Annotated in this window: 13 protein-coding genes and 2 pseudogenes; 9 read left to right on the forward strand and 6 right to left on the reverse strand. The window is 54.6% G+C overall.

What is annotated here, in order from left to right; genetic code table 11:
- Positions 1 to 32 precede the first annotated feature (32 nt).
- The 4 genes from hisD (HA46_RS14985) to HA46_RS15000 all read right to left on the reverse strand — a co-directional run bounded on the left by hisD (HA46_RS14985) (position 33) and on the right by HA46_RS15000 (position 4,617).
- The gene (hisD, locus tag HA46_RS14985) at positions 33 to 1,328 is read right to left on the reverse strand and encodes a histidinol dehydrogenase (protein WP_084885155.1); all 1,296 of its coding nucleotides are present in this window, start codon (positions 1,326 to 1,328) and stop codon (positions 33 to 35) included.
- The gene (locus HA46_RS14990; protein ID WP_084885157.1) at positions 1,329 to 2,471 is read right to left on the reverse strand and encodes a nuclear transport factor 2 family protein; all 1,143 of its coding nucleotides are present in this window, start codon (positions 2,469 to 2,471) and stop codon (positions 1,329 to 1,331) included.
- A gap of 110 nt (positions 2,472 to 2,581) precedes the next feature.
- Complete coding sequence (locus HA46_RS14995) at positions 2,582 to 3,553, reverse strand: nuclear transport factor 2 family protein (protein ID WP_084885159.1); 972 nt, start codon at positions 3,551 to 3,553, stop codon at positions 2,582 to 2,584.
- Positions 3,550 to 4,617, reverse strand: coding sequence for a LacI family DNA-binding transcriptional regulator (locus tag HA46_RS15000; RefSeq protein WP_084885161.1), 1,068 nt, complete (start codon positions 4,615 to 4,617; stop codon positions 3,550 to 3,552). The genes HA46_RS14995 and HA46_RS15000 overlap by 4 nt, the downstream gene beginning before the upstream one ends.
- Before the next feature lie 309 nt (positions 4,618 to 4,926).
- On the opposite strand from HA46_RS15000, the gene HA46_RS15005 reads away from it, so the two are divergent.
- The 6 genes from HA46_RS15005 (at position 4,927) to HA46_RS15030 (ending at position 11,042) form a co-directional block, all read left to right on the forward strand.
- Positions 4,927 to 6,165: an MFS transporter gene (locus tag HA46_RS15005; RefSeq protein ID WP_084885163.1), complete on the forward strand. Its 1,239-nt coding sequence runs from the start codon at positions 4,927 to 4,929 to the stop codon at positions 6,163 to 6,165.
- Between the two features lie 74 nt (positions 6,166 to 6,239).
- Complete coding sequence (hisD, locus tag HA46_RS15010; protein WP_084885165.1) at positions 6,240 to 7,562, forward strand: histidinol dehydrogenase; 1,323 nt, start codon at positions 6,240 to 6,242, stop codon at positions 7,560 to 7,562.
- A 3-nt stretch (positions 7,563 to 7,565) separates the two neighbouring features.
- Positions 7,566 to 8,330 carry an SDR family NAD(P)-dependent oxidoreductase gene (locus HA46_RS15015; RefSeq protein ID WP_084885167.1) on the forward strand — a complete coding sequence of 255 codons (765 nt, stop codon included), beginning with the start codon at positions 7,566 to 7,568 and terminating at the stop codon, positions 8,328 to 8,330.
- Between the two features lie 8 nt (positions 8,331 to 8,338).
- On the forward strand, positions 8,339 to 9,082 hold the full coding sequence (locus HA46_RS15020) for an alpha/beta fold hydrolase (protein WP_084885170.1): 744 nt from the start codon (positions 8,339 to 8,341) through the stop codon (positions 9,080 to 9,082).
- Positions 9,064 to 9,855 carry an HpcH/HpaI aldolase family protein gene (locus HA46_RS15025; protein WP_084885172.1) on the forward strand — a complete coding sequence of 264 codons (792 nt, stop codon included), beginning with the start codon at positions 9,064 to 9,066 and terminating at the stop codon, positions 9,853 to 9,855. Before HA46_RS15020 ends, HA46_RS15025 begins: the two co-directional genes overlap by 19 nt.
- Before the next feature lie 11 nt (positions 9,856 to 9,866).
- Positions 9,867 to 11,042, forward strand: coding sequence for a cupin domain-containing protein (locus HA46_RS15030; protein WP_084885174.1), 1,176 nt, complete (start codon positions 9,867 to 9,869; stop codon positions 11,040 to 11,042).
- Between the two features lie 21 nt (positions 11,043 to 11,063).
- Here HA46_RS15030 and HA46_RS15035 read toward each other — a convergent pair whose 3' ends face one another.
- Both HA46_RS15035 and HA46_RS21355 read right to left on the reverse strand, forming a co-directional pair.
- Complete coding sequence (locus HA46_RS15035) at positions 11,064 to 11,267, reverse strand: hypothetical protein (protein ID WP_084885177.1); 204 nt, start codon at positions 11,265 to 11,267, stop codon at positions 11,064 to 11,066.
- A gap of 585 nt (positions 11,268 to 11,852) precedes the next feature.
- A pseudogene (locus HA46_RS21355) lies at positions 11,853 to 12,008 on the reverse strand (IS4 family transposase); the annotation flags it as partial.
- Positions 12,009 to 12,011: 3 nt separating this feature from the next.
- On the opposite strand from HA46_RS21355, the gene HA46_RS20900 reads away from it, so the two are divergent.
- The 3 genes and pseudogenes from HA46_RS20900 (at position 12,012) to HA46_RS15050 (ending at position 13,694) form a co-directional block, all read left to right on the forward strand.
- Entirely contained in the window at positions 12,012 to 12,251 is a 240-nt protein-coding gene (locus HA46_RS20900; protein ID WP_143807643.1) for a hypothetical protein, read from the forward strand.
- A gap of 143 nt (positions 12,252 to 12,394) precedes the next feature.
- Positions 12,395 to 13,240, forward strand: a pseudogene (locus HA46_RS15045) (YPO3983 family protein).
- Positions 13,230 to 13,694 carry a DUF943 family protein gene (locus tag HA46_RS15050; RefSeq protein WP_084885179.1) on the forward strand — a complete coding sequence of 155 codons (465 nt, stop codon included), beginning with the start codon at positions 13,230 to 13,232 and terminating at the stop codon, positions 13,692 to 13,694. The pseudogene HA46_RS15045 and the gene HA46_RS15050 overlap by 11 nt, the downstream one beginning before the upstream one ends.
- Positions 13,695 to 13,842: the final 148 nt, after the last annotated feature.

Here is a 13,842-nt window from a genome sequence, read left to right on the forward strand (position 1 = left end):
AACACCGGGCAGGAGGCTGCCCGGCATAAAATTTAATCCCGCATACCTGTGACAATCGCGTCAATCTCCTGCGGGCGCAGACGAATTTCCGCCGCCCGTCGGTGCCCCTGCATCCCTTCGGTGCGGCTCTGGCGGATCGCCGGTTCTGCAATCGCCGGGATGCCCTGCTCATCTATCCACTGATGGGTACAGATTTTGATGTACGCCCCCACCCAAAGACCGCCGGTATAGCGGGCTGCCGCCATAGTCGGCAGCGTATGGTTGGTGCCGCAGCACTTGTCGGAAAACACCACGCTGGCATTCTGGCCAATAAACAGCGAGCCATAGTTGCGGATCTTCGCCGCCGTGGCGTGCGGATCGCGGGTATGTACCTGCAGGTGTTCGGTCGCCATATAGTCAGCAAAAGCAATTAGCTGATCCTCATCTTCACAGAGCACGATCTCGCCCTGTCGACGCCACGCCTCGCCCGCCGTAGCCGCCGTTGGCAGGCTGGCTAACTGACGTTCAACTTCTGCCAGGGTACGCTCGGCGATATCCCGACTGGTCGTCGCCAGGCCGACGCGCGTGTGCACGTCATGTTCTGCCTGAGCCAGCATATCGGCGGCCAGAATACGCGGATCGGCGCTGTCGTCGGCGAGGGTGAAAATCTCGCTTGGGCCAGCGAGGGCATCAATACCGACTTTACCAAACGCCTGACGTTTCGCTTCATTAACGAAGGCATTGCCCGGCCCGACGATTTTATCCACCGAGGGAATGCTTTCTGTTGCCCAGGCCATGGCCGCGATGGCCTGCGCGCCACCCACTTTAAAAATGCGATGCGCCCCCGCCAGATGGCAAACCGCAATCATCGACGGATGTGCCCCCGGGGGCAGGCAGGCAATAATCTGTTCGCAGCCAGCAACGGTCGCCGGAACGATCGACATCACCGGCGCGGAGAGGATTGGATAACGCCCACCCGGCACGTAGCAACCCACCGTCTGCACCGGGATAATCCGGTGCCCCAGATGCACGCCAGGCAGCGTCTCGACCTCTAGCGGCTGCAGGGTAGCCAGCTGCGCCTGTGCAAAGCGACGCACCTGATTAATGGCGAACTCGCTGTCGCGACGCGTCTGGGCATCCATCCCCTTCACCGCTTCGGCGATCTCCTGTTCGCTTACTTCAAACTGCGCCGGCACGACCTTATCAAACTGCTGCGAATACGCTCTGAGGGCCGCATCGCCTTCGCTTTTCACGCGTTCGATAATGGCGCTGACCTTCTCCGTTAGGGAACGATCGGCCTCTGCGTCCTGCCCCTGTGGGCGCTTAATCCAAATCACCTGTTCGAACATTTACGCGTCCTCCATCTGGCCGAGCTTAATTTGTGCCAGCAGCGCAAGATGGTCGTAAACCACCCACTCATCGACAATTTTTCCGTTAAGGATGTGGTAGTGCGACATGCCCATCACGAACAGCCGCTCCCCAGTTGGTTTACCCAGCTCGCCATAGCCCAGGTGATGCCCTTCGATAATCCAGCGAACCGCCACCTTAATGCCGCCTTCGTCACACGGGGTGGAACAGATATGCTGTGGCAGCCACGCGCCGTCGGGGATCATCCCCACCAGCGCCAGCGTCTGATGCGTTACCGCTGCGGTGCCGTACAGCTCTTTCATCAGCGGGCCGTGCCACTGGACGTTCGGCGCATACACTTCTTTGATTTTGCCGAACATCCGGCGGTTGTAGATCTCGTGTAGCCAGCGCAGGCACTGCTCTTCCGTATCGGTGTGAGCAATAGAAACATCACACTCCATCTCCGGCGGATATTGCCCCAGCATGCGGCCGTTTTCGCCGATATCCATGACGCGGAAGCCTTTATCAAACTGCTCTTTTGCCATATTAAACGCGATTTGATCGGTGTTCAGGCCGAGCTGTTTCATCAGCGACATGTTGTCGCTCACGACCCACTCCCGGTAAATTTTATTCTCGTGGATCATGCAATCCGCCACGGTGCGGGTTACGAAGGTACGGTTTGTCGGCTTGCCTAAATGGCTGTGCTGGGTATGCCGCCCGCTGCCCGTTACCAGGTGAGAGGTATAAAAACCATCCACATCATTCCCGTTCCAGATGACCTGGGTTGCCATTCCGCGACGCTCTGGGAAGGCAATTAAGCGCTGCAGCGTATCCTGGACCACCTGCTCGCGGTTATATAATGTTCCCAGCGCGTTATACAGCACACAGTTATGGGTATAATGGGAATAAATTAAGCCGACGTCACGCTCGTCCCATATTTTATGAGTACAGCGAACGATATAATCGACAATATCGGTATAGCAATCATCAAAGCCTCTTAATGATTGCACGCGCGGACGTTTCTCCGGTACCAGATCGACAAAATCACGGCGCTCAATCTGTAATACGGGCTCATCCTTCAGCGGTTTTACGCTGCCTTTTTCGGGTACGGCTGGTGCTTTATTTGTTGCTTCTGTAGAAGACATATAAACTCCACTCCTGCTCTATTTTCAGACAATAAGAACCCGCACCCGTAAGTGAGGGTGAATTTAATGCGAATATTATTTGAAGCCAGCATTAAGGGGCTGTCGCCCCGTTAATTAAATATTTGCGACCAAATCGCTAATTCATCTATTCCCAGATATTCACGAAAAATTAAACCGTCACGTAATTCAAGCTGGCTGATACCGGTGATAGAAACGGGTTTACGCGTTGGCGCGCCAAACTTGCCGTAGCCGTCATGCCAGGTTAACAACGACCACCGCAGGGATAGTCGAATCGGCTCATTGGGATCCTTACGCACAATCAGATGATGAAGCTGCGTTTCGCTGTCGGCAAAGGAGGCGCGGTAGCCGGAAAGCTGTGCGCCGATTTCCTGTTCACCGGTACAGAGGCAGTGACCCGGCGCGAAAAGTGTCGCCGCCGGATGATATAAACCGGGCACTACGCCGTAGTTACCGCCCGCCCACATCATCAGGTAGCGCTCAACAACACCGGCCAACGCCCCCTCCACGTCATCACCTTCAGGCCCGCCCGCCCAGCAGGCATCCAGCATCTCGGCAGAAACAGACTCCAGACCAAGCTGCTGGCGCATCGTCGCCAGGTTAAAGGCAAAGTCACGGATATCCAGCCCCAGCTGCGCCACAATGGCGGCGCGGTCCTGCAGCAGCCACTCCTGGCGCACGGCTCCGTCGACGCAGATACGGTCTGCCCATGTGCGTACCCAGACGTTTTTCCCGGTCGGCGGCCCGAAAAAGCCCTCTCCCTGATGCTGAATGCGGGCAACGGTACGCTGCGCCGCATAGTATTCGTCTCCCGAATTCTTGCTACACAGAATATCCTCCGTCAGCACTGAACGCTGCGGGAAGCTGTGCATGGCCTCGAGCGTGAGGCGCATAAACTGGGAAAGTTCATGCAGCTGTTTCTCCGGGGTAATGAAAACAACCGGCGTGGCGTAAAAATCGGCCAGCTGACCAATATCTTTCTGCTCCCACACCACGTGCGTCAGCGTCAAAATGAATTGCTGAATGGAGTCGAACTGAGGGCTGAAGCCCCGCAATCGGGTCATTTGAGCTCCTTAGACTGAAATAGCGATAGGCCATTGTCGATAACGCCACTACGTGGGCGGCGAGCTGAGTGGCGTATAACCAGCGTGCCGGGTATCGTAATCTGTTCAGGCTCAATGGTTCCGCTTTCAATTTGCTTCATGAGCAGCTCAACCGTGGCATCTACCATCGCCCCCACCGGCTGCGATGCGGACGTCAACGCGTAAGAAGGCCAGCCCGAAGCGCCGATATCATCGTAGCCGACAACGGAGAGCTCCTCAGGAATGCGCAAACCAAACTCATAGCGCGCCACGTCCATCACCGTCACGGCCATATGATCGTTGACAACGAAGACGGCATCCGGCGCTGGCGACGCTGAAAACAGGGCATAGGCCGCGCGGGTCGTTTGCTGAGCATCATAATTGCCGTATACCACCTGCACTTCGTTGATGCCGTGTTCTTCCAGCGTGGAGATAAACCCGCGTTGGCGGGCAATATTGACCGGGGAATCGGCCACGCCGCCCACGTAGGCAAAACGCTTATGCTCCCCCGCCAGCAAAAATTCAGCTATCTGACGTGCCGCCGCTTCGTTGTTACTGTTGACGCTGGAGGCTATTCCGCTCTCCTCGCTGCGGTTAAAGAGCACCACCGGGATCCCGGCTGCAAGGCACTCTTCGGACAACTCCAGCGACAACGTGACGGATGCCAGCACAATGCCGTCAACCCGGTACTGCATGATCTGGTCAAAAATACGGTCGACGTTGCCTTCGCGATCGCCGACAAACAGCAGTAGGTGATAGTTCAGCGTATCCAGTTTCTGCGCCAGCGCCTCCAGCGCCTGAGAGTAAAAGGGATTATCAAAGTAAGAAATCACCACGCCGATAATGCGCGAGCGTGCCGTGTTGAGCGATCGGGCTATCGCATTTGGGCGATAGCCCAGCTCGCGCGCCGCCTGCAGCACTTTTTCACGCGTCGTCGGTGAAATGCTGGCCCCCGGCGTGAACGTTCGCGACACCGCCGATTGCGATACTCCCGCCAGCTGCGCAACCTGTTGGGATGTGACTGCTGCAAATGTCTTACGTTTCATTTACCCCTGATTCCTTATCAACGTCTTACTCACTTATGCCCTGCTCCGGACATCTCAGCCAGTGGGTGTTTTTTATACTTACACCACTTTTGCATGCGTATGCAATACAAAAAATTAAAATCCTCACAACAAGATCGAGATCACTTTACAAACAAGAAACCTTTTCGTAACTTCAATTATTGAATACGTATGCAAAGAGTTTCATACCGTCAATGGTACCGGAGAGAACAGGAGCCGCCCAATGGATTGAACCGGTAAACGTCGTACCTGGCTGGTTATAACCCATTACTTTTTAAGAGGTTCAAAACCATGTTTCGAGCACTGTTACGCCGTCGGGAAGCCCGGCTCTTTTTCATCATCAGCATCCTGTTCTTTATCTGCATCCACAGTATTGATGCCTTTCTGGCGCCGATGATGATCAACCAGGGCATCGAGCCGCAAATCATGGGCATCATCATGGGCGCGTCCGGGCTGGCCACCCTCCTCATCCGTTTCCCGCTAGGCATTATTTCCGACGTGGTGAAAAGCCGCAGGATCTTTATCCAGATTGGCCTGCTGCTGCCGATTATCGCCTGGCCGATTGCCTGGCTCGAGCCAAACGCCATCACGCTGTATATGGCAAAAGCGGCCGACGGCGTCACGGCGGCGTCTTGGGTGCTGTACAATATTCTGTTCATGCGTTATTTCGATCGCAGCGAAGCCCCTGCCGCCGTCGCGCTGCTGGCGCTGGCCGGCCCCATCGGCGTGTTTCTCGGCAACTGCATTGGCGCGGTGCTGTTTCACTATTTCGCCAACAACATTTCATTTTTCGTCTCCTGTATCTCGGCGCTGATTGCGCTTATCCTTACCACCCGCATTCAGGACGTTCACGACCCGGTGCAGGCACCCACGCTGAAGGCATGCATAACTGGTGCCCGCCAGCAGCTGGCTGACCGCTCTATCTGGCTGGCCGGTATTCTGGCGACCATCGTGATTCTGGTGCCCTTTGCCACCCGCGATACGCTGACGCCGGTCTACGCCGAGCAGCTTGGCGCCCGGGCAGGCATCCTCGCCCTACTCGGTAACATTCATCTTCTGTTTTACGGGCTGGCCATCGCCCTGTGCAGCTCGGTGTTTTACCAGCGCCTTGGGCTGGTAAAAACGGCGGTGCTCGGTATCGTCCTTCAGGTAATCTCTACCTTCGGCATTCCCTTCACCAGCAACATCTATGTCATTTATCTGTGGCAGGCGCTGGCTGGATTCTCATTCGGGATGGCCTTTGCCGCGTTTATGTCGCTTAGCGTGGTGAATACCACCTCGGACGAACAATCCACGCGGATGGGATTATTCCAGACCATTTATTCCTGCGGCATGTTTGTCGGCCCTGTAATGATGGGCGTCATGATGCAACACATTAACCTGTCGTCCGGTTATCTATTAATTGCCGCCCTGTCCGTTATTGCCGCCATTGCTACGCCGCTGTCCGCTCGATGGATATATGCCCGCAAGGCGCAAAAATCCTCTCGCGTATTAAAAAACGGGGCTTACGCCGCCGCGCCGGATCAATAGCACATCTGTATTAAATACCCTGTCCCGGTTCGCCCGGAGGACAACTGACATCTTAAAAAGGTAAGGAGAAGCGTGTGTCCTGGAAATTAAAAAGCGGTAAATCCAACGAAGAGCGCCAGCAGGCCAACCAGCAAATAAGAGAAACGGTTGAGCACATACTCGCCGATATTGAAAAGCGTGGGAATAAAGCCATACGTGAATTATCCATTAAGTTCGATCGCTATGACCGGCAGGATTATCGCCTGACGCCCGCAGAAATCGATCGCTGTATTAAACAGCTAAGTCGACAGGATATTCAGGATATTGAATTTGCCCAACAGCAGGTGGCCAATTTTGCCCGGGCACAGAAAGCGTGCCTGCGGGATCTGGAAATTGAGACGCGTCCGGGCGTAATCCTCGGTCATAAAAATATCCCGATTAACGCCGTAGGGTGTTATGTGCCTGGCGGGAAATACCCGCTGCTGGCTTCAGCGCATATGTCGATCATCACGGCCAGTGTGGCGGGCTGTTCACGAATAATCAGCTGTGCGCCACCGTTTAACGGCGAACCTGCACCGGCGATTGTCGCGGCGCAAAAAATGGCGGGGGCAACAGAAATCTATGCCCTGGGCGGCATTCAGGCAATTGGGGCGATGGCGTTAGGTACCGACTCGCTTGCGCCGGTGGATATGCTGGTAGGGCCGGGTAATGCCTTCGTCGCGGAAGCCAAACGCCAGCTGTTTGGACGGGTGGGTATCGACCTGTTCGCCGGGCCGACGGAAACGCTGGTGATTGCGGATGACACCATTGATGCGGAAATATGCGCCACGGATCTGCTGGGCCAGGCCGAACACGGAATAACCACCCCCGCGATTCTGCTGACCAATTCGCTGATGCTTGCGAAAGAGACGCTGCGCGAAATCGAGCGCCTGCTGGAAAAACTCCCGACCGCCGAAATCGCTCGCCAGTCGTGGCAGGACTACGGTGAAATCATCGTGTGCGACAGCTACGACGAGATGCTGCTGGAAGCGGATCGCATTGCTTCCGAGCACGTGCAGGTGATGACAGACCGAGACGACTGGTTCCTGGCGAACCTGACTAACTACGGTGCGCTGTTCCTTGGTCCGCGCACCAACGTTGCCTATGGCGATAAGGTCATAGGAACCAACCACACGCTGCCTACGCAAAAAGCCGCGCGCTACACCGGCGGCCTGTGGGTTGGCAAATTTATGAAAACCTGCACCTTCCAAAAGGTCCTCAGCGACGAAGCCACCGCAGAAATCGGCAGCTACTGCTCCCGCCTGTCGCTGCTGGAAGGGTTCGCCGGACACGCTGAGCAGGCCAATATTCGCGTACGTCGTTACGGCCAGACGAATGTTCCCTACGCCACGCCAGCCCCGGTCAGGGAAAAGGTGTAACTCATGACGCTTGTGCAAACGCCTTCTTTCTCTTTACACGGCAAGCGCGCACTGGTTACCGGCGGGTCCAGAGGTATTGGCTTCGCCGCTGCGGTTGCCCTCGCCGAGGCGGGCGCAGAGGTATGGATTGCCGCCCGGGATCGTCAGGCGCTGACGCATGCCGCTAATCTGGCCGCAGAGCATCAGCTGTCACTCCACCCGGTGACGCTGGATATTACCGACGCCGACCAGACAGAGCGCATCCTTGCGACCCTGCCGGATATCGACATTCTGGTGAACAGCGCCGGACTGGCCCGCCACCAGCCGTTTCTGGAGGTAAATGAGGAAGATTTCGATGCGGTGATGGCGCTTAATCTGCGCGCTATCTTCTTTGTCAGCCAGCGCGTGGCGCGGCGCATGCGGGTAGGCGGTATTGCGGGGTCGATAATTCATATTTCATCGCAGATGGGGCACGTAGGCGGCCCTGCCCGGAGCGTGTACTGCGCCTCCAAGTTTGCGCTGGAGGGGTTAACCCGAACAATGGCGCTGGAGCTGGGCGATGCAGGGATCCGCGTTAACACACTATGTCCGACCTTCATCGAAACCGATCTGTCGCGCTCGTCGCTTGAAGATCCCGAATTCCGCGGCTACGTGCTGGATAACATCAAGCTGCCCCGCCTGGGCAGGCTTGAGGACATTATGGGGCCGGTGGTGTTCCTTGCCTCCGAGGCCGCAGGGATGATCACCGGCAGCGCACTGATGGTAGACGGCGGCTGGACGGCAACGTGAGGCTCACGATGAAACATGCTTTGCTGGATAACACCGATCTGCCGCTGGTGCTGCTCGGCGGTACGCTGTGTAACGCCCGGCTCTGGCAGCCCGTGATCGCGCGGCTAAACGTTACGGCGACAGTGTGCGTCACGTTAGCGGGGGCGGGATCCGCGCATCAGGCGTCGCAGCGGCTGCTGAACGTGCTGCCGCCACGCTTTTTGCTGGCCGGGTTTTCACTCGGCGCCATTGTCGCGCTACAAATGGCCGCCGACGCGCCGGAAAGGATCGACGGCCTGGCGCTCCTTTCTGCCAATCCCCTTGCCGATCCGCCGGAAAATGCCGCGACGCGCCGGGAAGCGGTACGCACCGCTCAGGCGCAAGGCATTACCGATTGGCTGATGTCGACTCTGTGGCCGCGCTACGTGGCGCCAGCACGCCTGAACGATCGCACTCTGCAGGAGGTCATCTGCCGGATGGCGCAGGCGTGCGGCATCGCAACCTTCGCGCAGCAAACGGAAATCGCCATTCACCGGCAGGACAACCGGCCGGCGCTCGCCGCCCTCACCTGCCCGATAGCGATCCTGAACGGCGCGCAGGACCTTATCTGCACGCCCCATCATCACCACTTACTGGCTGCCAGCGCCGGGAATGCGGCATGGCATACGGTGGAGGCCAGCGGGCATTTCGTTCCGCTGGAAGCGCCGGATGACGTCGCACCGCCGCTGCGCCAGTGGATTACGGAGTGCATACAGTGCGCAAAAACAGACTAAAGACCGCGTTTCGGGAAAACACACCCATCATTAACGGCTGGCTGGCGATCCCATCCAGCTACAGCGCGGAAATTATTGGCCATCAGGGCTACGACGCCGTGACCGTCGATCTCCAGCACGGCATGATTGATTTCGCCAGCGCGCTAACGATGCTTCAGGCGCTTTCGGCCACGCCAGTCGTCCCGCTGGTCCGCGTGGCCGATAACAACCCGGCGCAAATCATGCGCGTCCTGGATGCCGGAGCATACGGTGCGATCTGCCCGATGATCTCCAGCGCAGAGCAGGCTCGCCGCTTTGTCGCCGCCTGCCGCTATCCACCGCTGGGTGTGCGATCTTTTGGCCCGGCACGCGGGCTGCTCTACGGCGGCAACGACTACCCGCAGTACGCCAACGACGAAATCCTGACGCTGGCAATGATCGAAACCCGGGAAGGTTTGGCGAATCTTGACGCTATTCTCAATACCGACGGGCTGGACGGCGTGTTTATTGGTCCCAACGATCTCTCACTAACGCTGACGGGCAGTGCCAGCGCGGAATCCCAACACCCGGAGATGCTTGCTGCCATACATAAGGTGATTGAACGCTGTCACCAGCATCAAAAGATGGCCGGAATTTTCTGTACATCCGGGGCGGCGGCCGCAGAGCGTATTGCCCAGGGGTTCCATTTTGTCACGCCGGCAAACGATGTAATGCAGTTGGGTCGCGCCTCGCGTGAAGCCATCGCCCTCGCGCGCGGCAACGCCATCCCCGCAACCGGCGCATCCGGTTATTAAAAGGAGAACACATGAAAACCATCCATCTTACTAAAAGCCAGGCCAGAAGCCGGTTAATCGCCCCTGACGATATGGTCTCCTGCAATCTTGCCTTTATTGACTGTAGGCTACCGGGCTCAAATCTGAAGCAAAACTATTCGTTCATCGGCCCCGGCGTTACACAGTCCACGGAGCAGATCGTAAATATCCCCGAGCCGCACGGTTTCAACATTGGCGCAGCGGCGATGCCAAAAGGGGTAACTAATAACCTGCATCTTCACTTCACGGCGGAGGTGTTTCTGATCTACGAAGGCACATGGCGTTTTCGCTGGGGTGCGCAAGGCGAACATGAGGCAGAATTCAGCGCCCCCGCAATCCTCTCCATTCCGACCTGGATATTCCGGGGATTCACCAACGTGAGTAAAGAGGATACCAGCGGCATGGTGTTCACCGTTTTAGGGGGCGACAACACGGGTGGAATCATCTGGCACCCGTCGGTGCTGGCGGCGGCAGGCGAGTACGGAATGTATTTGAGCAAAGATAACATGCTGATTACGCAGGAGGCAGGCGACCCGCCACCTGACCCTTCAACGCTGCTGACGCCGCTGTCAGAGGAGTACATGGCCGGGCTACGTGATTACAGCGTTGAAGAGATGCGCAGGCGCGCGGTGACCGGCGATGAGCGTTGCTGGTCATCACGGGGGCTGCTGGACTCGGTGCTGCCGGGACACGGCGGCGAGATCGCGCCGGTCATCGGTTTTGGCATTTCACAGGACAGAGACGCTTCTCCGGCTATTACCGATCCACACGGTTTTTCCGTCGAGTGGCTGCGGCTCGCTGACGGTTGCATCGTAGGGCGACATTTATGCCCCGATATTCAGGTGATTATGGTCTTTAAGGGACAGCTGGAAGTCACATGGAACGAGGCGGGTGAAGAGGTCAGCATCATCGCCCCTGAACGTTCGGTGATATCCATTCCGGCAGAGAGCTGGCGACGCTACCGTGCGGTGGGTGGTAACACCGAATTTATCCTCACCACCCGAGGCGACGGCCGTAAACGTCTTTACTGGGATGAGGAGGTTCTGCTGCAGGCAAAAGCGCATAACCGCTGCCTCGATCCGGATGGCTACGTCGCCGATGCCGATATCTTGCCCGTTACGGCACGTCGGGCGGGGGCAACACTGGAAAAGTGGCAAGCGAACGCCTGACATTACGCCGCCATCAATATCTCAGATGGCGTCGTTGAGCGTCATGCCTGGCATGTATACCGCCTGAAAGAAAAGAGCGCCCATCATGAGGGCATTCTCTTTTACGCTTTGGCGAGCGCGCCGGATGAACCAGCCCGATTCCGGTGCCATGCTCAGATAGAAAACCTGATTGAAGTCGGGTGTCTTGGGCTGCTGTTGCACTCCGGTGCTGTGCTCGCAGGACAAAGAAGGACGCCTGCCAGAAGACAGGAAATAAATTAATAAACAATAAGTTGAATTATATTTAGGGGTTGCTCACAGACTCTGCCGGGCCGGATAATTTATTTTGCAGATCAATTTTTATCAATCGATCGGTTTAATCGATCATATTTTTCACTCCGCTTCACACGCCACCCGTAGTCCTGATGGAACCACAATACGCACCTCGGATATTCGGTTACTGAACTCGTCGAGGTTTAGTCAACCGTTTTGAGAATGTGATCGCACAGTGACATCCAAATTTCACAGCAAATCAGTTTGAGCAGGCGTTGGTGGATCTTGCACAAAAGCCTGGGTATACCGCCGAACGATTTGACGACAGAGGGCAATGGCCTGATATACCTCGGGTGCTTCCTCAGAAAGCAGGATTTATCATTGAGGCTAAGAGCAGGAAGCTAAAGAAGAACCTTCTGACAAAAGAAAATCACGGGCAACTTTCTGTTATTTCGCAATGGTTCAATCAAACTTATCCAGCTTGAGAGCTGCGCGTATTTCGGTTCATCCTACGAACAAGACAACCAGGTCTGCTTCGACAACTGATATCTACACCTTTAGCGCCTGGTTACCCAGCAGACGGTCTGCCCTTTTGATTTTATTTTTGACCTGAGTGCCACCCGGCATAAATCGTCCGTTGCTCGTCAATGAAAGAGATGCCCCAGTAGTGGCATCAAGCAATGCATTTTGACGGTATGTGTGGAACTGTATCAGAGAATGGTGGAAAAACTTCTGGCATACTTAAAAGGCAGGCACAGAGGCGATCTCATTGAGTTTGTTGCACAATTAGTAGATCACGAAATTCTATGCCTGTCTTTTTTCACCCGCACATTTCTGGGGATTCATCAGCCCCATTGGGGGAATACGGATCACTACCGGATTAAAGATAATTTCCTTTCCTGTGCGGTAGAAATTCATCGTTCAAGTTTGAGCAATGGACAAACCATCGACCATTAACCCGCCACCAGCCCACACCCATAATCAGTTAAATCCGCAAAATATTACGGGCAAGCGCTGGACAAGGTTTACACTTCAACCCACTAGCACGTATTATTCCCTGCGAAGACCGCAACGGACGATAGCACAAGGAATGTGTCACGATGGCCGCACTACAGTTTCCCTGTACCATATTTACTACCCAAAATCGTATGGACGACTACAGCGCTAAAGATATGCGCTGTGGGGATTTATCAGAATCACAGTTAAAAACGCATTTTCATTTGCTGGATGTCTCTACCAGGACCAACCCTTATACTCTGACGAAAATTACGCCATTCACTCAGCCACAGTCAATGTTTCATGGCTCCCATGGAGAAGGGGAAAAGATTACCCGACAGCAATGCGCCAGTATCTTGTTTGATGAATTCCGCGATTTATCGCGCCTGTTCTCGATTTATGGCCCATACAAATACCTGATCGAAAAGATGATCACCCATATGCAGTACGATAATGGCAAACCGTTCACTAGTATGCACCTGAACAGTGCTTTGAAGGAGCAAATTCTCAGAGATAATTCGACAGAGAACAGTACGCGATTGCGGTTAGAGAAAGCATTTAATACGTTCATTTACTGGGATAATAAAAATTATCCCACCAAAAATAAAGATGAACTACGCAAAGCAATAGCATTCGGAAAACTCCCCAAATCCGACAGATTTCAGGATAATTATAACGACATGGGAATTACTGTACACGACACCTGGGCAACGCATATCACCATAAAATCGCTACAGGTTGATAATGAGCGTTACCGGGCGGTGGTGCATTACAAAATCCAGGATCACTTTGGCCTTGATGTTGACGATGTTTCAAAACTCAAGTTCAACCAGTTCCGCTTTTTTCGTATCTGATTTGTGTTACAGCGATATGACCAGTTTGGTTTTAAGCCGTTCATGACAAATATTGAAGCCACAATTGAAATCACCGGGGGACGCAATGAAAGCTAACCTCAAAAAAATTCTACTTGCGCTATCGTTCCCCGTTAGCTTGCTGCTAGCATGTGTACTCTGGCTGTCGCTGCGAACGGTAGAAATTGTTGCCGTTCATAAAGACGGTAACTATAGCTCAATTTTAGTAAAAAACTTTCCGATTACGGACAAGGGGAAAATCAACTGGTGGCTGAAAAATAAGGATATGCTTATAAAAGAATATGACGTTCCCGCTCCAGATAATGATGGCTTTTTCGAAGTCATTTTCTGGAATTTTGGCGAGGGTTATAAAGAAACCGATGGCTATGACAATTTATGTTTTAACGATATGAAGCCGCCGATAAATTGCATAGAGAAAGATAAGGTTTTCACTGTATGGAATGACAGGAGTAAACATATATTTTTTGGCGTTCATGATGGATTCTATCGTACAAAGGAAAATGGTGAAATGGTAAAAATTAAAGATGAATAAACTTGCACCCCTCGCGTAGTGAATGCAATAAAATCATACCCCTGCCCGGCTTGCACCAACCATGCATAAGTAGCCAGGTATGCCAGAGGCTAGTTTGGTTTTAAGCCCTTTATGACCAATATGGAAGCCACTATAGAAATTACCGGGA

Origin of the sequence: Pantoea septica (genome assembly GCF_002095575.1) — a bacterium.
GTDB lineage: Bacteria > Pseudomonadota > Gammaproteobacteria > Enterobacterales > Enterobacteriaceae > Pantoea > Pantoea septica.

Excerpts from the sequence above, each read along its gene's own strand:
- hisD (WP_084885155.1), bottom strand. The coding sequence starts at position 1,328 with ATGTTCGAACAGGTGATTTGGATTAAGCGCCCACAGGGGCAGGACGCA.
- HA46_RS14990 (WP_084885157.1), bottom strand. The coding sequence starts at position 2,471 with ATGTCTTCTACAGAAGCAACAAATAAAGCACCAGCCGTACCCGAAAAA.
- HA46_RS14995 (WP_084885159.1), bottom strand. The coding sequence starts at position 3,553 with ATGACCCGATTGCGGGGCTTCAGCCCTCAGTTCGACTCCATTCAGCAA.
- HA46_RS15000 (WP_084885161.1), bottom strand. The coding sequence starts at position 4,617 with ATGAAACGTAAGACATTTGCAGCAGTCACATCCCAACAGGTTGCGCAG.
- HA46_RS15005 (WP_084885163.1), top strand. The coding sequence starts at position 4,927 with ATGTTTCGAGCACTGTTACGCCGTCGGGAAGCCCGGCTCTTTTTCATC.
- HA46_RS15015 (WP_084885167.1), top strand. The coding sequence starts at position 7,566 with ATGACGCTTGTGCAAACGCCTTCTTTCTCTTTACACGGCAAGCGCGCA.
- HA46_RS15020 (WP_084885170.1), top strand. The coding sequence starts at position 8,339 with ATGAAACATGCTTTGCTGGATAACACCGATCTGCCGCTGGTGCTGCTC.
- HA46_RS15030 (WP_084885174.1), top strand. The coding sequence starts at position 9,867 with ATGAAAACCATCCATCTTACTAAAAGCCAGGCCAGAAGCCGGTTAATC.
- HA46_RS20900 (WP_143807643.1), top strand. The coding sequence starts at position 12,012 with ATGGTGGAAAAACTTCTGGCATACTTAAAAGGCAGGCACAGAGGCGAT.
- HA46_RS15050 (WP_084885179.1), top strand. The coding sequence starts at position 13,230 with ATGAAAGCTAACCTCAAAAAAATTCTACTTGCGCTATCGTTCCCCGTT.